The sequence below is a fragment of the Streptomyces sp. NPDC088785 genome, assembly GCF_044750685.1.
In the GTDB taxonomy this organism is placed as follows: domain Bacteria; phylum Actinomycetota; class Actinomycetes; order Streptomycetales; family Streptomycetaceae; genus Streptomyces.
Genome location: NZ_JBIVKH010000002.1, coordinates 280,440 through 298,208, shown reverse-complemented (window position 1 = coordinate 298,208; position 17,769 = coordinate 280,440). Strand labels below are relative to the sequence as shown.

Sequence of the window (17,769 nt, the reverse complement as noted above, 5' to 3'; positions counted from 1 at the left end):
CCCGATGCCCTCGGCCGCAGATCTCCAGAGGAACCTGATGTCCGTCGACCTCTCCTTCTTCCGCTCACAGACCGCACAGAACCTCCGGGCCGAGGGCCGAAGCGAGGGCTGGACTGAGGGCCTGGCCGAGGGCCGAACCGAGGGCCTGGCCGAAGGCCGGGCCGAGGGGGAGGTCAAGGCCATACTGCGCATCCTCGACCGCCGAGGCATCACCGTCCCGGACGACGCCCGCGCCACGATCACCTCCTGCACCGACCCCGACACCCTCGACCGCTGGCTCGACTGCGCCATCACCGCCACCACCATCGACGACGTCCTGGCCGAACCGGCCCAGCCGGACTCCCCCTCAGCCTGACCCCGCCGCACGCCCCGCCACGGCCCCGTCCACCGCCCGGGCGGGGTCGGCGTCCGTCTTTCGCGTCTCATCCGGCACCGTCCGAGCCCGGGGCCCCTGAAGGGCGTACGTCAGGAAGAACCCGGCGCCGACGACCGTCGCGCCGCCGACCGCGTCGAGGATCCAGTGGTTGCCGGTCGCGACGATCGCGGAGACCGTGCACAGCGGGTGGACCAGGCCGAGGGCCTTGATCCACCAGCGGCGGGACAGGACCACGATCACGACACCGCACCACAGCGACCAGCCGAAGTGCAGCGAGGGCATCGCCGCGTACTGGTTGGTGAGCTGGGTCAGCGTGCCGTAGTTCGGCTTCGAGAAGTCCTGCACGCCGTGGACCGTGTCGATGAAGCCGAGGCCGGGCATCAGGCGCGGCGGCGCGAGCGGGTACGCCCAGAAGCCGATCAGCGCGAGGAGGGTGGCGAAGCCGAGGGCCGAGCGGGCCCAGCGGTAGTCGGCGGGGCGGCGCAGGTAGAGGAAGCCGAGGACGCTCAGCGGCACCACGAAGTGGAACGACGTGTAGTAGAAGTTGAAGAAGTCCTTCAGCCACGCCGCGTGGTGGAAGACCGTGTGGTTGACCCAGTGCTCGATGTCGAGGTGCAGGAACCGCTCGATCGAGTGCACCTGCCGCCCGTGCGCCTCCGCCGTGGCCCGCCCGCCCGAGATGGTGCCGCCCGTCGCGGCGAGCCGGACCTGCTGGTAGGCGGAGTAGCCGACGCGGATGAGGAGCAGTTCCAGGATCAGGTTGGGCCGGGCGACGACCCGCCGCCAGACCGGGACGAGCGGCACCCACGACCAGCGGGCGGGCACGGGCGCGGCGTACTCGGTCGGCACCGGCGTCGCGTACAGCGGTGACGTGCGGAAGAGGAAGGGGACGACACAGGCGGCGGCGAGCGCCGCGATGAGCACGATGTTGTCCCGGACCGGCTCCAGGAACGTCATGTTGGGCAGCATCATCGTCGCCGGCAGGGTGAGCGCGAGGACGACGAGAACGGGCCACATGTAGCGGTCGGAGGCGCGCTTGCCGACCCGGCCGACGACGGCGAGCAGCACCCACAGAAGCTGGTGCTGCCAGGTGGTCGGGGAGACGGCGACGGCGACGCAGCCGGTGATCGCGACGGCGAGCAGCAGCTGGCCGTCCCGGGCGTAGGTGACGGCGCGGCGCAGGCCGAGCACGGCGACGGTGACGGCGAGCAGCGCGAAGAGGGCGATCTCCAGCGGGCCTTCGAGGCCGAAGCGGAGCAGCATGCCGTGCAGGGACTGGTTGGCGTTGGCCGCCGGGTGGGTGGCGAGGCCCGCGCCGGCCAGGTGGTGCACCCAGTACGTCCACGAGTCGTGCGGCATCGCCGCCCAGGCGAGCGCGGTGGCGGCGGCGAAGGTGACGGCGGAGGAGACGGCCGCGCGTCTGCGCCCGGTGAACCACAGCAGCGGCGCGAAGAGCAGCACGGTCGGCTGGAGGGCGGCGGCGACGCCGACGCAGACGCCCGACGCCCGCTCGCCGCGCACGGCGAAGCAGCCGAGCAGGACGAGGAGGACCGGGATGATGCTGGTCTGGCCGGTGGTGAACGCGTTGCGCACCGGCAGCGACAGCATCAGCAGGCTGATCGCGACGGGCGCGGCGAACAGGGACGTGCGGCGGGAGACGGGCTGCGGCAGCGCGCGGGCCGCCACCAGGCCGAGGGCGACGACGAGGGCGAGCGAGCCGAAGGTCCAGCCCCAGCCGAGCGCCTGTTCGGCGGCGCGGGAGAAGGGCTTGAGGACGAGTCCGGAGAAGGGGGTGCCGGTGAACCGGTCGGGCGCGTCGTAGAGGGAGTCCTTGACGTGCAGCACGCCCTGCGGGCCGATCCACGTCTCCAGGTCCGTGAGGCGTTCACCGCGCGGGGTGCTCAGGACCGCGACGAGCTGGCGCACCGCGAGGACGGCGGCGATCAGCCACAGCCCCGCCCGCAGGGCACTCGTCCGCCCGGACACCGCTCCCGCGGGGCCCGCAGGACCCCTGTGCTCGACATTCGCCACGCGCTGCCCGCCCTCCCATCGTCGTCAGAGGCTCACACCGCCTCCATCGGTGTGAGACGCAGGCAACCCCCGCTTCACCTGTCCGTCTCTCCGGATTTGACCGGAAGATGCCCGAAACATGCCCGGGAAGACGGTGGTGCGGACCACTTAGTTGCATGCTCCACGGTTCCGGTTCCGCGACATAGCTCACAGTTCAGTCCGTTTGGGCTGTCTGCGACGCTCGGCGTTTCCCCAGCTCGGAGGCGGTTTACGTGCGGAGCGTAGCCGATCGGGTACGCAGCGCGATGATCGTGGTGCACCCTATCGTCGCTTTCGGCCGTTCCGCTGACGCGTGAACGGCCTTGCCGTTGTCCCCGACGAAAGGCAGGCGAGCGAGACCTTGTCGAGCGCCGCTTCCCTCGCAGCAAGTACCAGCAGGCTCCACGCTCCGGCGCGGGGCCGCGGCAGGAAGGCCGAGCAGGACGTCACGGTCACCGACCCCACGCTCGTCAAGCGGGCGGTCAAGGCCGCGGCCCTCGGCAACGCGATGGAGTGGTTCGACTTCGGTGTCTACGGCTATCTGACCGCGACCCTGGGCCACGTCTTCTTCCCGACCGCGTCCAGCTCGGCGCAGGTGCTGTCCACGCTCGGCACGTTCGCCGCCGCGTTCCTGGTGCGGCCGATCGGCGGCGCCTTCTTCGGCCCGCTCGGCGACCGCATCGGCCGGCAGCGCGTCCTCGCCATCACCATGATCATGATGGCGGCGGGCACCCTGTCGATCGGCCTGATCCCCTCCTACGGGTCGATCGGCGTGTGGGCGCCGGTGCTGCTGATCGTGGCGCGCATGGTGCAGGGCTTCTCCACCGGTGGCGAGTACGGCGGTGCGTGCACCTTCATCGCCGAGTACGCGCCGGACAAGCGGCGCGGGTTCTTCGGCTCGTTCCTGGAGCTGGGCACCAACGCCGGGTACGTCGCCGGTGCCACCCTGGCCACCGTCCTCATCACGACGCTGCCGGACGACTCCCTGTACAGCTGGGGCTGGCGCATCCCGTTCCTCGTCGCCGGCCCGATCGGCCTGGTCGGTCTCTACGTCCGGATGAAGCTGGAGGAGACCCCCGCCTTCCAGAAGCTGGCGCAGGAGGCCGAGGCGAAGGAGAAGTCCTTCCCGAAGCCGAAGCTCAAGGAGATGTTCGTCGGCAACGCGGGCGCCATGGCCACCTGCATCGCCCTGGTCCTCGTCTTCAACGTCACGGACTACATGCTGCTGTCCTACATGCCGACGTTCCTGAGCGAGGAGCTGGACTACGACGCCACGCACGGCACGATCGTCCTCATCGGCGTGATGCTGCTGATGATGCTGGTGCAGCTGCCGATGGGCATGGCCAACGACCGCTTCGGCCACCGCAAGGTCATCGGCGGCGCCTGCCTCGGCTTCGTCCTCCTGTCCGTGCCGGCGCTGCTGCTGATCCGGGCGGGCTCGACCTGGGCCATCGCCCTCGGCCTCGCCGGCCTCGGACTGCTCCTGGTCGGCTTCACGTCGTCGATGCCGTCGACGCTCCCGGCCCTCTTCCCGACGAAGGTCCGCTACGGCTCGCTGTCCGTCGGCTTCAACCTCTCCGTCTCCCTGTTCGGCGGCACGACGCCGCTGATCGCCGCCGCGCTGATCGCCGGCACCGGGAACCTGATGATTCCGGCCTACTACATGATGGCCGCGGCCGTCGTGGGCGGAGTGGCGGCATGGCGCATGCGCGAGTCGGCCGGCCGCCCCCTCCCCGGCTCCCCGCCCGCCGTCTGACCCCCTCCCCCCACACGGTCCCCGCGCCCCTGACGCGGACGCGCAGCGTCTGCCGTCAGGGGCCGCGGGGACCGGCGCGAGAAGAGGCCACCGGCCGTCGGCCGGCGACGGGAGCCGGAGATCTAGGCTGACCGGTATGACGACACCGCCCCCGGGAATCCCGACCGCAGTGGACACGTACTTCAGCGACCTGCTGGCCCCCGCAGACGAAGCCCTCACCGCCGCGCTGGCGGACAGCGACGCCGCCGGCCTCCCCCGCATCAGCGTCTCGGCCGTCAACGGAAAACTCCTCCACCTCATCGCCCGCATCCAGCGCGCCCGCACCATCCTGGAGATCGGCACCCTCGGCGCCTACAGCACCATCTGGCTGGCCCGCGCCCTCCCGGCGGACGGCACCCTGATCACCCTGGAGTACAGCCCCCACCACGCGCAGGTGGCCCGCACCAACCTCGCCCGCGCGGGCCTGGACGAGACGGTGGAGGTCCGCGTCGGCGCCGCCCTCGACTCGCTGCCGCGACTGGTCGAGGAGGGGCACGACTTCGACCTGGTCTTCATCGACGCGGACAAGGCCAACAACCCGCACTACCTGGAGTGGGCGCTGCGCCTGACCCACCCCGGCAGCGTGATCGTGGTCGACAACGTGGTGCGCGGCGGCCGCGTCACCGACCCCGACACCACCGACCCGGACGTCGTCGGCACCCGCACCGCGCTCCAGCTCCTCGCCGACCACCCCCGGCTGGACGCCACGGCCGTCCAGACCGTGGGCGCCAAGGGCCACGACGGCTTCGCCCTGGCCTACGTACAGGAGTAGCGCCAGGAGCAGGGCGGGAGCAGCGCCAGGAGTAGCGCGCGACGGCGGCCGGCCCGCCTACGCCTCGTGGTAGAAGCCCACGTGCACCCCGCGCGGCCCGCTCCGGTCGAGGACGACGACCTCGCCGGAGCCGCCGCGCGGCAGCTCGGCCGACCCGCCGTAGGGCAGCGGCAGACCGGGCTCGTGCGGGCCCAGCGGATCCGCGCGGACCCGCACCTCGGACGACGGGTCGGCCTGCGACCCGCGCAGCCAGAAGACGCTCCACCGCCCGTCGGGCCCGCACCGGAACTCCAGGTGCACCCGCGACACGAACAGCCAGTCGTCCGGCGTGACCAGCCGGCACACGCCGGCGTCCCGGCCCACCCGCAGCACGGCCCCCGGCTCGCTCGGCGACTCCGCCATCGTCATCCCCGCCGTCGCCCCCGCATCCGCTCCGGTCACCGTGGCCATGGTCAGTTCGAGCACCGTGTTCCCCCCACCGTTCACGTCGTCCCGACGGTCCTGCGCAGCGGCCGAATCCTAAGCCCCAGCGCCCCGCCGTGCGGGGTGTGCGGGACAATGCGTCCATGACCGAACGCAAACCACCAGGCGTCAGCTTCGAGTCATTCGTCGACCGGCAGATCCGCGCGGCCGAGCGCCGGGGCGACTTCACCGCCCTGTCCGGCGCGGGCAAGCCCTTCGCGCCCGACGACGACACCACCTCGTACGACGAGAACTGGTGGATCAAGCGGAAGATGGCCCGCGAGGGCCTGTCCGTCCTGCCGCCCTCCCTGGCCCTGCGCAAAGAGGTCGAGGACGCCTTCGCGGCCTTCCCGATGACCCCGTCCGAGCACACGGTCCGCCGGGTGCTCACGGAGTTGAACGACAAGATCCGCGACATGATGTTCAAGCCGCCGCCCGGCCCGCCGCTCGGCCTGAAGCCGTACGACGTCGACGAGGTCGTCCGGCGGTGGCGGCTGGACCGCGCGGGCCGCCGCCTGCCCGTCGCCGGACTCGCCGTGCGCCAGGTGCGGGTGGACGACCACCTCACCCTCGTCCTGGAGACCGGCGCCCGGATCGTCGTGACGGGCCCGGCCGCCCTCGGCACGGCCCCGCTCGACCCGGCCACCCAGCGGGTCGCCCCGGCGCTGGCCCTGGTCGGCGCGGAGCCGGTCGCGGCCGTGGTGCACCCCGGCGGCCGGCTCGTCGTGGAGTTCACCGACGGCTCGCGGCTGACGGCGGCCGAGGGCTGGAGCGTCACCGACGGGCAGGGCGCCCCGCTCACCTGATCCGTACCCGCCCTGCGGCAGGATGGCGGGCATGAGCATCGTGAAGATCAACGTCCTGTCCGTCCCGGCCGAACAGCGCGAGGTCCTGGAGAAGCGGTTCGCGTCCCGCGCGGGCGCCGTCGAGAACTCCGACGGCTTCGAGTGGTTCGAGCTGCTGCGCCCCATCGAGGGCACGGACGACTACCTCGTCTACACGCGCTGGCGCGACGAGGAGTCGTTCCAGGCGTGGATGGAGGGCCCGATGAAGGCGGCCCACCAGGGCGGCGGCGACCGCCCCAGGCCCGCCGCCAGCGGTTCCTCGGTGTGGTCCTTCGAGGTCGTGCAGCAGGCTGCGCCCAAGGGCGAGTAGTCCGCCCCCGGTCCCGCACGCACGGATGCCCCGCACTCCCGTCGAGGGGTGCGGGGCATCCGTGTCGCCAGGCTTCGTCGGCGGTCTTCCGTACGCGCGTAGACCCTGGCACGATCTGAGCCGTTCCACCTGCACCACAGGCGCCCCGCACCTCCCACCCGTGCTCCCCCACCGCATGCACCGGCTCTGGCAGGAAGGACCCCACCTCCCATGCGTGTTCGCTCCGCGCTCACCGCTCTCGCGCTCTCCGCCGCCGCCCTCGTGGCCCCCGGCTTCGGCGTCCTGACGACCTCCACCGACGCGTTCGCCGTCTCCAAGATCACTCACGCGACCGCGACGTCGATGTTCAGCTCATCGGGCATCACCTGGTCGTCGTCCGGCGGCTGCTCCAACCGCAACAACTCCACGTGTACGTCCTTCGACCAGCTCAACCTGGCCACCGCGCAGGGCGCCCAGACGCTCAGGTCGGCCAGCGGCTGCGCGCTGAACATCACCGGCGGCACCGAGACCGGCCACGCGAGCGGCACGTACTCGCACTGGAACGGCTACAAGCTCGACTTCGGCAAGAGCACCTGCCTGACGAACTACATCAAGAACAACTTCGCCTACATCGGCCTGCGCGGCGACGGCGCCCCGCAGTACAAGGCGGGCTCCGGCAACATCTACGCCGACGAGGGCAACCACTGGGACGTGACGTACTACAACTGCGGCGGCTGCTGAGGCGGCGCCGGGCACAGCGGAACGGGCCACCCCCCTCGCGGAGGTGGCCCGTTCCTGTTCCCGTTCCTGTTCTCGTTCCTGTTGCCGTTCCGGCGGCGTCAGAGGTTGAGCAGCTTCTCCGCCGTCTCGCGGTAGTCGCGCAGCGCGAGCCGCAACTGCTCCGTGTCGTCCGTCGACTCCTGCCACGTCGTGCGCAGGGTGCGGCGGTGCCCGGCCAGGGTCTCGGCGAGGCGTGCCGTCAGGTCCTCCAGGACGTGATCGGCCTCCTCGACGGCCGCCCGCGGCTGGTCGACGAAGCCGGTGACCGCCTGGCGCAGCCGGTCGCTCAGCTCGTCGTGGGCACCGGCCTCGAAGAGCCGCGCGCCGCCCGTCGTGCCCAGCCCGCCGTGACTGCCGTGGCCGTGGCTGTCGCCGTGGCGGGGGGAGGCGCTGCGCTCGTGGCCCTTGGCCCCGGCGACCAGCGGGCCCGGCTCGTCGGCACCCGGGCCGACCGTCTTGTCCCGGGACGGCGTGGCCGCGGGGGCGGTGGCCGGCGGCGGGGGCGTCGTCGGTGCGGCGCCCGGGGCGCCGGGGGCGCCCAGGGTGGTGTCGGTGAGGCGGTCGCCCGCGGTGTGGCGGGGCTCGTCCGGGCCCAGGCCCGTGCCGGTACCCGTACCGGCGGCCCTGCCGGGACCGGTCCCCGTACCCGTACCGGCGCCCGTACCGGCGCCCGTGCCAACTCCCGTGCCCGTACCGGGGGCCCGGCCCGTGCCCGTGCCCGCGCTCGCGCCGAGGGGGACGTCGCGGCCCGTGTCGAGGGTCGTGTCCCGGTTCGGGTCCGGGTCCGTGCCGCGGGTCAGGTCGCGGTCCGGGGCGACGGCGTCGTCGCGCCGGGCGTCCGGGTCGTGCTGAAGGCCGCTCTGCCGGGCCTGTCGTTCGCGCTCTATGTCCGTCATCGTGTTCCTCGGCTCCCCTCAATTGCCCTTCGCCAGACGGCCCTTGAGGCCGCCTCGGCTCTGCTGGTGCGGTGCGGTGTCGTCGGGCGTGCGGTGCGCGGTGCGCTCCGTGCCGAGCAGGACGTCGAAGAGGGCCCGTGCCTCGACCATCGCCGTGCGCAGGTCCTCCGTACCGGAGTGGTTGTCCTCGGCGGCGCCCGGCCGGCCCTGCGCCGCGTGGTGCACCCGGCGGTAGCCGTGGACGTGCGGGCCGTGGTGGACGGAGAGCGCGGCGAACTGCTCGTCGTAGCGGGCGCCGTCGGGGAAGCCGCGCTCCTTGGCGAGGTCGGCCAGGATCCGGTCGGCCTCGACCACGGCCTCGTCGGGGGACTCCACGAAGCGCTCCTGGGCGTCGGCCCAGCGCGTCAGATACCGCTCGCGGGCGGCGGGCTCCAGCGGGTGCTCCCGCAGCGAGCCGTGCTGCCGCACCCGCTCGGTGAGCACCTGCTCGGCGGCCTTGGTGTCGCCGTCGTGCCGGGCCACCTCACGGTCGTACTCGGGGCCGAACCGGCGCTTGAGGCCGTGTCCGCCTTGGGATGCGGTGCGCGCGGCGAAGACGGCCGCAGCGGCGACGACCACGATCCCCACCACTATCAGAGCGATGATCACGCCTGTCGACATGGATGTCTCCCGACCTTCCCGGTATCAGCTTCGGTATCGGAGTCCGTCCCGCACCGGGTTGCCGCGCCTGACCGCCCCAAACAGATCCGGGCCGCCCGGCGGTGAAATCGGTTGCGGACACCCGGGCGGCCCCTCCCACAATTCACCATGCGCCCCACCTGGACCGTCGCCCCCGAACCCGTCGACTCCCCGGTCGCCGCCGCGCTCTGGCGCGCGTACTACACCGAGGTCAGTGACCGTTGGTACCTGCTGCACGAGGGCCGCAGGACCGACCCGGCGGAGCTCGAACGCGGCATCGCGCGCGAGACCGGCCGCCAACTCGCCCCACCCACAGGCCAGTTGCTGGTCGCCCGGTACGCGGGCGAGCCGGTCGGCACCGCGGGGGTGCGGCTGGTGGGCGGGGATCGCGGCACGGCGGAGCTGACGCGCGTGTTCGTCCGCGAGGAGGTACGCGGGAAGGGCGGCGCGGCCCTGCTCGTGGGCGCCGCCGAGGACGCGGCGCGGGCCCTCGGCGCGGGCCTGGTCAGGCTCGACACGCGCGCGGACCTGACGGAGGCGCGGGCGCTGTACGCGCGGCTGGGGTATGCGGAGACCGAGCCGTTCAACGACGACGTCTACGCCGAGCACTGGTTCGCCAAGAAACTGCCGTGACACAGCCCGGGGCGGAGGGCTGGACGGAGGGCCGGGGCGGAGGGCTGGGCCGGGGCCGGGGGCGGTTGTTCGGGTACGGGGATCAGGTGGCCGTACCGGCCGGGGTGCGGGCGGGGTCGTGCGGGCGCTCGGCGTCCGAGCCGCACATCTCGGCGTTCAGCTCGGACACCAACTGGATGAGGTCCGTGGGGCGTTCGTCCCCCCACCAGTCGCCGAGCAGCTCGGCGAGGGACTCCTCGCGGGCCGCGCCGAGCCGGACCGCGACCGCCCGGCCCTCGTCCGTCAGGACCAGGTCGAGCCCCTCGCGGACGGCGAGCCTGCGCTCCTCCACCTGCCGGGCCGCCTCCAGGATCACCGGCAGCGGCACGGCGCTGCGCTCGGCGAGGGCGGAGGGTTCGGCCCAGCCGTAACGCCTGATGCGCAGGACGAGCCAACTCGCCGCGGGCAGCAGGTCGTAGCCCGCCTTCGCGGTGATCTTCTCGTAGATCTCGCGCCGCCCCTCGCGCGTCCCGAGCACGGACAGGGCGCGCGCGCATTCGTCGTACGAGGACCGCTCCACGGGATTGGAGGCGAGGGTCTGGGTCGCGTCGGGCGCGGTGACGGAGCCGCGCAGCTTGTCCTCGCGCAGGAACCAGGCCAGCACGAAGGCGACCAGCACGATCGGCACCGCGTAGAGGAAGACGTCGGTGATGGAGGTGGCGTACGCGTGCAGCACGGCGGGCCGGAGCGCGGCCGGCAGCCCGGCGATGCCGCGCGGGTCGGCGCCGAGCGAGTCCGGTGACACCCCGGGCGGCAGCGGCTGCCCGGCGAGCGCCGAGCCCAGCCGGTCGGTGAGCCGGTTCGTGAAGATCGTGCCGAAGATCGCGACGCCGAAGGAGGCGCCGATGGAGCGGAAGAAGGTCGCGCCGGAGGTGGCGACGCCCAGGTCCTCGTACGGGACGGAGTTCTGCACGATGAGGACGAGGACCTGCATGACGAGGCCGAGTCCGAAGCCGAAGACGAAGAAGTAGCCGCTCATCTCCCAGGCGGAGCTGGTCTCGGTGAGATTGTGCAGCAGGAGCAGGCCGAGCGCGGTGACGGCGGTGCCCGCGATCGGGAACACCTTCCAGCGCCCGGTGCGGCTGACGATCTGCCCGGACCCCGTCGACGCGATCAGCACACCCGCCACCATCGGCAGCATGTGCACACCGGACATCGTCGGCGAGACGCCGTGCACGACCTGGAGGAACGTCGGCAGGTACGTCATCGCGCCGAACATCGCGAAGCCGATGACGAAGCTGATGACGGCGCACAGGGTGAAGGTGCGCACGCGGAACAGTTTCATCGGCAGCACCGGTTCGGCGGCCCGGAACTCGGTGAACACGAAGACGACGGCGAGCAGGACGCCGAGCACCGCGAGCCCGATGATCTGCGCGGAGCCCCAGGCCCAGGTGGTGCCGCCGAGCGACGCCACGAGGACCAGGCAGGTCGCCACGGACGCGATGAGGAGGGTGCCGAGGTAGTCGATGCGGTGCTTGGTGGAGCGGACCGGGATGTGCAGGGCGGCGGCGATCACGGCGAGCGCGACGACACCGAGCGGCAGGTTCACGTAGAAGACCCAGCGCCAGCTCAGGTGCTCGGTGAACAGCCCGCCGAGCAGCGGGCCCAGCACGCTCGTCGCACCGAAGACGGCGCCGAACAGCCCCTGGTACTTGCCCCGTTCACGCGGCGGCACGATGTCGCCGACGATCGCCATCGACAGGACCATGAGTCCGCCGCCGCCGAGTCCCTGGAGCGCGCGGAAGCCGATCAGCTCGGCCATGTTCTGCGCCATGCCGCACAGCGCCGAACCGATCAGGAAGATCACGATGGCGATCTGGAAGAGCTTCTTGCGGCCGTAGAGGTCGCCGAGCTTGCCCCACAGGGGCGTCGCCGCCGTGGAGGCGAGCAGGTAGGCGGTCACGACCCAGGACAGGTGTTCCAGGCCGCCGAGGTCGCTGACGATCGTCGGCAGGGCCGTGGCCACGATGGTCTGGTCGAGCGCGGCGAGCAGCATGCCGAGCAGCAGGGCGCCGATCGAGATGAGGACGCTGCTGCTCTTGACGGCGTCGGCGGCCGCCGGATCGTGGCTGCGGGTGCCGCCGCCGCTCTCCGCCGCTCCCACCGGGTCGCCGCCGGTCTCCGGGCTGCTCATGTCCACCTCCCACGGCTCCCCGGCACCGACCGGCCCGGGGGCTTGGTCCTTCCATCCTGGTAGGTGCGCGGTGGTTTGGCCTGTTGAGGGAGGGGGCGGGGCCGTTCCGGGGTGGAGTGGGGTGGAGTGGGGTGGGGTGGTGGGGGTGGTTCGACGGGGGTGCGGCGGGGTGTGGTGGGGCGGGTGTCTGGTCGCGGTGGGGCGGATGGCTGGTTGTGCGATGGCCGGATGTCCGGTTGTGCCGGGGTGGGCGGCGCGCCCGGTGCGCGGGGTCTGCATAATGCGCTCAGCTCTCGGGGGAGGGCGGGGCTCTTGGGGAGGGAGCGGACGATGGATGACAACGGGCGCGATGGGCGTGACGTTTCTGTGGGGGACGGCGGTCCCGGTAACGGTGGGGCCGGTGAGCGCGGGGCTGGGGACGGCGGCGGTCCCGGTGACGGTGGGGGCGGTGAGCGCGGGCCTGAAGGCGGCGGCGGTCCCGGTGACGGTGGGGCCGGTGGGCGCGGGGCTGGGGGCGGCGGGACGGGCGATGCCGGGACGGGGGTGTCCGAGGCGGGCGCATCCGGGCTCGAATCCGAGGCGGGCGCATCCGGGGCGGTCGAAGCCGAGACGGGCGCCTCGGGGACCGGCGTGCCTGCGACGGGCGTGCCTGGGGCGGGCGTGCCTGGGGCGGGCGTCTCTGGGACAGGGGCGTCGGCGACGGTCGTGCCTGGACCGGTCGCCTCTGGGACGGAGGGCGCGAAGGGGACGGACCGGGAGGCGGAGGACTTCACTCCGCTGCGGGTGCGCCCCTACGTCACCCTGCCCGAACCCTCCCAGCCCCCGCCGCCCCGGGTCACCGACCCGTACGCGCACCCGCCCGCCCCGGCGCCGCCGACCCTGGCGGACCTGCCGCCCCTCGACGCGCCCGGCGGGGACGACGAGGATCCGGCGCCGCCGGCCCGTCGCGGCCCGGTGCTGCTGCTGACGGCGGTGGCGGGGGTGCTGAGCGCGGCGGCGCTGGTGACGGTCCTGGTGATGTCCGGCGGTGACGGCGACGAGGTGCGGACGACGGCGGAGAGCGCCCCCTCGGCGGCGGTGCTGTCGGCGTCGGCCGCGCCGAGCAGCGCCGAGCCGAGCGCGTCGGCCACGACCCGCGTGGCTCAGGCCACCGCGTCGGCGTCGGCGCCGTCGGCCACGCCGTCGACGGCGTCCCCGTCGCCGAGTCTCAGCGCGAGCCGCTCCGCCACGCCCAGCGCGTCGGCGACGTCGTCGGCGCCCGCGTCCCCGTCGGCGTCGCACTCCCCGACGACACAGGCCCCGGCGACCCTGCGCAGGGGCGACCAGGGCCCCGAGGTGTCCGCGCTCCAGCAGCGGCTGAAGCAGGTCTCGCTGTACTTCGGGGACCCGGACGGCCGGTACGGCGGCCGGACGGAGTTCGGGGTCCGCAACTTCCAGATGTCGCGCGGCGTCCGGGGCGACGAGGCGGGTACGTACGGCCCGGCGACCCGCAGGGCCCTGGAGGCGGAGACCCACTGAGCGCCGGGCGCGGCCCGGCGCCGGAGGTCAGCCCACGTGGAGCAGGATCTCCCCGGAGGCGAGGACCTCGACCCGTACGGCGGTGAGGTCCGGGACGTGCACGGTGGGCCCGTGCTGTCCGGCGCGGGGCCCGATCCCGACGACCCGCATCCCGGCGGCGCGCCCGGCCGCGATGCCGGCGCCCGAATCCTCGAAGACGACACAGTCGGCGGGGGCGACGCCCAGTTCGGCGGCGCCCTTCAGGAACCCCTCGGGGTCGGGCTTGCTGGCGCCGACGTTCTCGGCGGTGACCCGCACCTGCGGGTACGGCAGTCCGGCGGCGGCCATCCGCCCGGTGGACAGCGGCACGTCGGCGGAGGTCACCAGGGCGTGCGGCACCGCGCCCGAGATCAGTGAGTCCAGGAACGCCGCCGCGCCCGGCACGGGGACGACGCCCTCCATGTCGGAGGTCTCCTCGGCGAGCATGCGGGCGTTGTCGGCACGGTTCTGTGCGACGGGGCGCTCGGGCAGCAGCTCGGCCATGGTGGCGTGGCCCTGCCGGCCGTGGGCGACGGCCATGACCTCGTCGCCGTCGAAGCCGTGCGTGGCGGCCCAGCGCCGCCAGATCCGCTCGACGACGGCGTCGGAGTTGACCAGCGTGCCGTCCATGTCGAGGAGGAGGGCGCGGGCGGAGAGCACGGTGGGCGTGGCCGTCATCGGCGGGCTCCAGAGAACGAAGACGGAAAGAACCAAGGCGGCCCCGCCCACCGGTCAGGGAGAGCGGGCGGGAACCACTTTGTTCCTACACGATACAAAACGAGCCCCTCAATAGCCACCGCCCCCCTCCCCGCACCCCTGCCTGGCCGCTTCTTCGGGTGCGGCTCGCGACGTGGCCGGTCGCGCAGTTCCCCGCGCCGCTAGGCAGTTCTTCGGGTGCGGCTCTCGACGTGGCTGATCGCGCAGTTCCCCGCGCCCCTGGGCAGTTCGTCACGCGCGCCACCGTCGTGGCTGATCGCGCAGTTCCCCGCGCCCCTGAGATGCGCACTGCGTGCGCCATCTCATCAGGAGAGGCGCACCAGCACCCCACCTCCCAGGAGTGGCGCACGACCGTCCCACCTCCCAGGAGAGGCGCACCCCCGCCCTGCCCCCAGGAGAGGCGCCCCACCGTCCCGCCCCCCATGAGAGGCGCACCACCATCCCGCCTCTCTGGAGAGGCGCGCCCCGTCCCGCCCGTCAGTGGAGGCGCGCGGAGCGCAGCCTCAGGGGGAGGCTGCGCGCAGCGCATGCCTCAGGGGCGCGGGGAACTGCGCGACCAGCCCCCACGGCGGCGCACCCGAAAAACGACCCAGGGGCGCGAGGAACTGCGCAAGACGCGGCCACCGGCCCGCACACGACGAACCACCCAGGGGCGCGGGGAACTGCACGACCAGCCCCCACGGCGGCGCGCCCGAAAAACGACCCAGGGGCGCGGGGCACTGGGCAAGACGCGGCCACCGGCCCGCACCCGAACAACCACCCACAAGCGCGAGGAACCGCACGCCCAGCCACAACACCCCACCCCACCCCACCCACTCCTCCCCCACCCCCACCCAGACCGCCCCCTCAACTCCCCCCACCAAAAACCCAGTTACCCGGCACACCCCTTGCCCCGCACACCAGCTTGACGCGACCCTGTCATCCACAGCACATCTCCCCGAAACCCCACCCCCACACGATGGCCAGGCACCCCGACATCACCCCACCCCGAACCACCCGCACCCCCAACACCCCCCACCCCAAAGGGAGTCCACATGCCCCGCACCCCCCACTCCACGCCCTCCATCTACGCGCGTAACCGCCCCCACCGCCGCACTCCAGCCCTGACCACAGCCGCAGCCACAGCGGCAGCGTTCACCGCCACCCTCGCCCTCCTCGCCACGGCGACCCCGGCCCAGGCCTCCCCGCCCACCCCCATCGCCGCCTCCACGGCCCGCAGTTACCTCTCCACGCTGACCGTGAAGACCGAGGGCTCCTCCGACGGCTACAGCCGCGACAAGTTCCCGCACTGGATCACCCAGTCCGGCACCTGCGACACCCGCGAGACCGTCCTCAAGCGCGACGGCAAGAACGTCACCACCAGCTCCAGCTGCGCCGCCACGGCCGGCAGCTGGTACTCGGAGTACGACGGCGCCACCTGGACGGCCTCCTCCGACGTCGACATCGACCACGTCGTCCCGCTCTCCGAGGCGTGGAAGTCCGGCGCGAGCGGCTGGACCACGACCCAGCGCCAGTCCTTCGCCAACGACCTCACGCGCCCGCAGCTCATCGCCGTCACGGACAACGTCAACCAGTCCAAGGGCGACCAGGACCCGGCCGAGTGGATGCCACCGCGCGCCGCGTACGCCTGCACCTACCTGCGGATGTACGTCCAGGTGAAGCACTACTACAGCCTGTCGGTCGACTCGGCCGAGAAGTCGGCGATCCAGTCCGGCCTCAGCGGCTGCTGACCCGGAGACCGGGAGAAACGTTCCGGAGAAACGATCCGGGGCACGGGTCCATGAAGTGATCCGACCCACGGAACCTCCCCGCTCACCTCCGGCGTTCCGTACGGTACGGAGACGTCGGAGGACCGGGGAGGACATGACATGGCGAGCCTGCGTCTGGGCCCACTGCTGCGGTACGTGGACGAGGAGACGGCGACGGTCTGGGTCGAGACGAGCCGGCCGTGCCGCGCCGAGGTGCGCTGCGCGGACGGCGCGCGGGGCAGCGCCCGGACGTTCCAGATCGACGGCCACCACTACGCGCTCGTCCCGGTCACCGGCCTCACGCCGGGCACCACGACCCCGTACGAGGTGCTGCTCGACGACGGCCGGGTCTGGCCCGAGCAGGACTCCCGGTTCCCGCCGAGCACCATCCACACGCCCGCCCACGGCGCCGGTCACACGACCCGGGTCGCCTTCGGCTCCTGCCGCTGGGCGGCGCCGCCGGCCGGCGACCACGACCCGGTCGGCCCCGACGCGCTGGACACGCTCGCCTCCCGCCTCGCCGCCGACCCGGACGCCGACCGCCCCGACGTGCTGGTCCTGCTCGGCGACCAGATCTACGCGGACGAGACCTCACCGGCGACCCAGGAGTGGCTGGCCCGCCGCCGCGACCTGTCCGAACCGCCCTGGACCCAGGTCGCGGACTATCAGGAGTACGCGCGCCTCTACTACGAGTCCTGGCTCGACCCGGAGATCCGCTGGCTGCTGTCCACCGTCCCGAGCAACATGGTCTTCGACGATCACGACATCGTGGACGACTGGAACACCAGCGCCGCGTGGCTGGCCGAGATGCGGGCCACGCCGTGGTGGCAGGAGCGCCTGCTCAGCGGCCTGATGTCGTACTGGGTCTACCAGCACATCGGGAACCTGCCGCCGTCCGAGCTGGCCGCCGACCCCGTCTACCGCGCGGTGTGCGAGGCCCCCGACGGCACGGACGCGCTCCGCGCGTTCGCGAGCCGCGCCGACAGCGACCCCGCCTCGGTCCGGTGGAGCTACCGCCGGGACTTCGGGGGCGTACGCCTGCTGGTGGTGGACACCCGCGCGGCCCGCGTCCTCGACGAACAGCACCGCGCGATGATCGACCCCGGGACCGCCGAGTGGCTGCGCACCCAGGCCCTGGACCGGACCGAGCCCTACGACCACCTGCTCATCGGCACCTCGCTGCCGTGGCTGCTGCCCCACCTCATCCACGACATAGAGAACTGGAACGCGGCGCTGAGCCGCGGGGAGCGCGGCGCGCGGTGGGCGCGGTTCGGGGAGCGGCTGCGGCGGCGGGCGGATCTGGAGCACTGGGGGGCGTTCCCGGTGTCGTTCGACGGGCTCGCGGACGTGATCGCCGAGGCGGGGTCGGGTCCGGCCGCACCGGCGACGATCTCGGTGCTGTCCGGGGACGTCCACCACGCGTACATCGCCGAACCGAGCTGGCCGGAGGCGGCGCCCTCGGCCCGCGTCCTCCAGCTGACCTGCTCGCCGGTGCACAACTCCATCCCCGCCGGGATGCGAATCGGGTTCCGCCTCGGCTGGAGCCGCGCGGGCCGCGCTCTCGGCCGCGTCTTCGCCCGCCACGCCCGCGCGTCCGCTCCGCGGGTGAGCTGGCGCAAGACGGGCGGCCCCTGGTTCGGCAACCAGCTCATGACCCTGACCCTCCGCTCCCGCTCCGCCCACCTCACCCTGGACCAGGCGACCCCCGACACCACCCTCCACCGCACCACGTCCCGCTCCCTGTCCTAGCCCCCGAGGGACGCAACCCCCACAGGGGCGCGAGGAACTGCGCGACCAGCCCCCACCGACCCGCACCAGACCACCACCCCATCAGGGGCGCGAGGAACTGCGCGACCAGCCCCCACCGACCCGCACCAGACCACTACCACTCCCCAGGGCCGCGGGGAACCACGCACCCCACCCCACCCCGCCCCACCCGTGATCCACCCCACACCCGCACACCCCGCCCACCCCCGAAACGGCATGATGAGGCGGACCATCCGCTTCCAGCAGCCCCACA

Annotated in this window: 16 protein-coding genes; 10 read left to right on the top strand and 6 right to left on the bottom strand. The window is 73.0% G+C overall.

What is annotated here, in order from left to right:
- Positions 1-4 precede the first annotated feature (4 nt).
- Positions 5-355, top strand: a complete 351-nt coding sequence (locus ACIP5K_RS07050) for a hypothetical protein (RefSeq protein ID WP_401405947.1) — start codon at positions 5-7, stop codon at positions 353-355.
- On the opposite strand, the gene ACIP5K_RS07045 is transcribed toward ACIP5K_RS07050, so the two are convergent.
- Positions 347-2,407 carry a bifunctional glycosyltransferase 87/phosphatase PAP2 family protein gene (locus ACIP5K_RS07045; RefSeq protein WP_401405944.1) on the bottom strand — a complete coding sequence of 687 codons (2,061 nt, stop codon included), beginning with the start codon at positions 2,405-2,407 and terminating at the stop codon, positions 347-349. The two genes, ACIP5K_RS07050 and ACIP5K_RS07045, sit on opposite strands and share 9 nt — an antisense overlap.
- A gap of 379 nt (positions 2,408-2,786) precedes the next feature.
- Between ACIP5K_RS07045 and ACIP5K_RS07040 the strand changes: the two genes are divergently transcribed.
- Entirely contained in the window at positions 2,787-4,181 is a 1,395-nt protein-coding gene (locus tag ACIP5K_RS07040; protein ID WP_401405941.1) for an MFS transporter, read from the top strand.
- 136 nt (positions 4,182-4,317) lie between these two features.
- Positions 4,318-4,992 carry an O-methyltransferase gene (locus ACIP5K_RS07035; RefSeq protein ID WP_401405938.1) on the top strand — a complete coding sequence of 225 codons (675 nt, stop codon included), beginning with the start codon at positions 4,318-4,320 and terminating at the stop codon, positions 4,990-4,992.
- Between the two features lie 57 nt (positions 4,993-5,049).
- Here ACIP5K_RS07035 and ACIP5K_RS07030 read toward each other — a convergent pair whose 3' ends face one another.
- Positions 5,050-5,457 (bottom strand): hypothetical protein, encoded by a 408-nt coding sequence (locus ACIP5K_RS07030; protein ID WP_401407528.1) that lies wholly within the window; start codon positions 5,455-5,457, stop codon positions 5,050-5,052.
- Between the two features lie 101 nt (positions 5,458-5,558).
- Here ACIP5K_RS07030 and ACIP5K_RS07025 point away from each other — a divergent pair, with 101 nt between their 5' ends.
- The 3 genes from ACIP5K_RS07025 (at position 5,559) to ACIP5K_RS07015 (ending at position 7,329) form a co-directional block, all read left to right on the top strand.
- On the top strand, positions 5,559-6,260 hold the full coding sequence (locus tag ACIP5K_RS07025; RefSeq protein WP_401405935.1) for a DUF6188 family protein: 702 nt from the start codon (positions 5,559-5,561) through the stop codon (positions 6,258-6,260).
- A 31-nt stretch (positions 6,261-6,291) separates the two neighbouring features.
- Positions 6,292-6,609 (top strand): antibiotic biosynthesis monooxygenase family protein, encoded by a 318-nt coding sequence (locus ACIP5K_RS07020; RefSeq protein WP_401405932.1) that lies wholly within the window; start codon positions 6,292-6,294, stop codon positions 6,607-6,609.
- Positions 6,610-6,819: 210 nt separating this feature from the next.
- Complete coding sequence (locus ACIP5K_RS07015) at positions 6,820-7,329, top strand: hypothetical protein (RefSeq protein WP_401405930.1); 510 nt, start codon at positions 6,820-6,822, stop codon at positions 7,327-7,329.
- A gap of 98 nt (positions 7,330-7,427) precedes the next feature.
- Here the strand turns inward: ACIP5K_RS07015 and ACIP5K_RS07010 are convergent, their stop codons facing one another.
- Together ACIP5K_RS07010 and ACIP5K_RS07005 are read right to left on the bottom strand one after the other, a co-directional pair.
- Positions 7,428-8,264: a hypothetical protein gene (locus ACIP5K_RS07010; protein WP_401405927.1), complete on the bottom strand. Its 837-nt coding sequence runs from the start codon at positions 8,262-8,264 to the stop codon at positions 7,428-7,430.
- A gap of 18 nt (positions 8,265-8,282) precedes the next feature.
- A complete protein-coding gene (locus ACIP5K_RS07005) occupies positions 8,283-8,924 on the bottom strand; it encodes a hypothetical protein (protein ID WP_401405924.1) in 642 nt (213 codons plus the stop codon).
- A 147-nt stretch (positions 8,925-9,071) separates the two neighbouring features.
- Here ACIP5K_RS07005 and ACIP5K_RS07000 point away from each other — a divergent pair, with 147 nt between their 5' ends.
- A complete protein-coding gene (locus ACIP5K_RS07000) occupies positions 9,072-9,575 on the top strand; it encodes a GNAT family N-acetyltransferase (RefSeq protein ID WP_401405921.1) in 504 nt (167 codons plus the stop codon).
- A gap of 82 nt (positions 9,576-9,657) precedes the next feature.
- Here ACIP5K_RS07000 and ACIP5K_RS06995 read toward each other — a convergent pair whose 3' ends face one another.
- Entirely contained in the window at positions 9,658-11,748 is a 2,091-nt protein-coding gene (locus tag ACIP5K_RS06995) for a DHA2 family efflux MFS transporter permease subunit (protein ID WP_401405918.1), read from the bottom strand.
- 705 nt (positions 11,749-12,453) lie between these two features.
- Here ACIP5K_RS06995 and ACIP5K_RS06990 point away from each other — a divergent pair.
- Positions 12,454-13,266, top strand: coding sequence for a peptidoglycan-binding protein (locus tag ACIP5K_RS06990; protein WP_401405915.1), 813 nt, complete (start codon positions 12,454-12,456; stop codon positions 13,264-13,266).
- 27 nt (positions 13,267-13,293) lie between these two features.
- Here ACIP5K_RS06990 and ACIP5K_RS06985 read toward each other — a convergent pair whose 3' ends face one another.
- Complete coding sequence (locus ACIP5K_RS06985; protein ID WP_401405912.1) at positions 13,294-13,962, bottom strand: HAD-IA family hydrolase; 669 nt, start codon at positions 13,960-13,962, stop codon at positions 13,294-13,296.
- Between the two features lie 1,073 nt (positions 13,963-15,035).
- Between ACIP5K_RS06985 and ACIP5K_RS06980 the strand changes: the two genes are divergently transcribed.
- Both ACIP5K_RS06980 and ACIP5K_RS06975 read left to right on the top strand, forming a co-directional pair.
- Positions 15,036-15,731, top strand: a complete 696-nt coding sequence (locus tag ACIP5K_RS06980; protein WP_401405909.1) for an HNH endonuclease family protein — start codon at positions 15,036-15,038, stop codon at positions 15,729-15,731.
- A 138-nt stretch (positions 15,732-15,869) separates the two neighbouring features.
- Positions 15,870-17,498 carry an alkaline phosphatase D family protein gene (locus tag ACIP5K_RS06975; RefSeq protein ID WP_401405906.1) on the top strand — a complete coding sequence of 543 codons (1,629 nt, stop codon included), beginning with the start codon at positions 15,870-15,872 and terminating at the stop codon, positions 17,496-17,498.
- The last annotated feature ends 271 nt before the right edge of the window (positions 17,499-17,769 follow it).

Bases quoted from the DNA above. Each gene is read 5' to 3' on its own strand.
- ACIP5K_RS07020 (WP_401405932.1), top strand. From the start codon at position 6,292: ATGAGCATCGTGAAGATCAACGTCCTGTCCGTCCCGGCCGAACAGCGC.
- ACIP5K_RS07035 (WP_401405938.1), top strand. From the start codon at position 4,318: ATGACGACACCGCCCCCGGGAATCCCGACCGCAGTGGACACGTACTTC.
- ACIP5K_RS07010 (WP_401405927.1), bottom strand. From the start codon at position 8,264: ATGACGGACATAGAGCGCGAACGACAGGCCCGGCAGAGCGGCCTTCAG.
- ACIP5K_RS06995 (WP_401405918.1), bottom strand. From the start codon at position 11,748: ATGAGCAGCCCGGAGACCGGCGGCGACCCGGTGGGAGCGGCGGAGAGC.
- ACIP5K_RS07025 (WP_401405935.1), top strand. From the start codon at position 5,559: ATGACCGAACGCAAACCACCAGGCGTCAGCTTCGAGTCATTCGTCGAC.
- ACIP5K_RS07000 (WP_401405921.1), top strand. From the start codon at position 9,072: ATGCGCCCCACCTGGACCGTCGCCCCCGAACCCGTCGACTCCCCGGTC.
- ACIP5K_RS07005 (WP_401405924.1), bottom strand. From the start codon at position 8,924: ATGTCGACAGGCGTGATCATCGCTCTGATAGTGGTGGGGATCGTGGTC.
- ACIP5K_RS07015 (WP_401405930.1), top strand. From the start codon at position 6,820: ATGCGTGTTCGCTCCGCGCTCACCGCTCTCGCGCTCTCCGCCGCCGCC.
- ACIP5K_RS07050 (WP_401405947.1), top strand. From the start codon at position 5: ATGCCCTCGGCCGCAGATCTCCAGAGGAACCTGATGTCCGTCGACCTC.
- ACIP5K_RS06980 (WP_401405909.1), top strand. From the start codon at position 15,036: ATGCCCCGCACCCCCCACTCCACGCCCTCCATCTACGCGCGTAACCGC.
- ACIP5K_RS06975 (WP_401405906.1), top strand. From the start codon at position 15,870: ATGGCGAGCCTGCGTCTGGGCCCACTGCTGCGGTACGTGGACGAGGAG.
- ACIP5K_RS06985 (WP_401405912.1), bottom strand. From the start codon at position 13,962: ATGACGGCCACGCCCACCGTGCTCTCCGCCCGCGCCCTCCTCCTCGAC.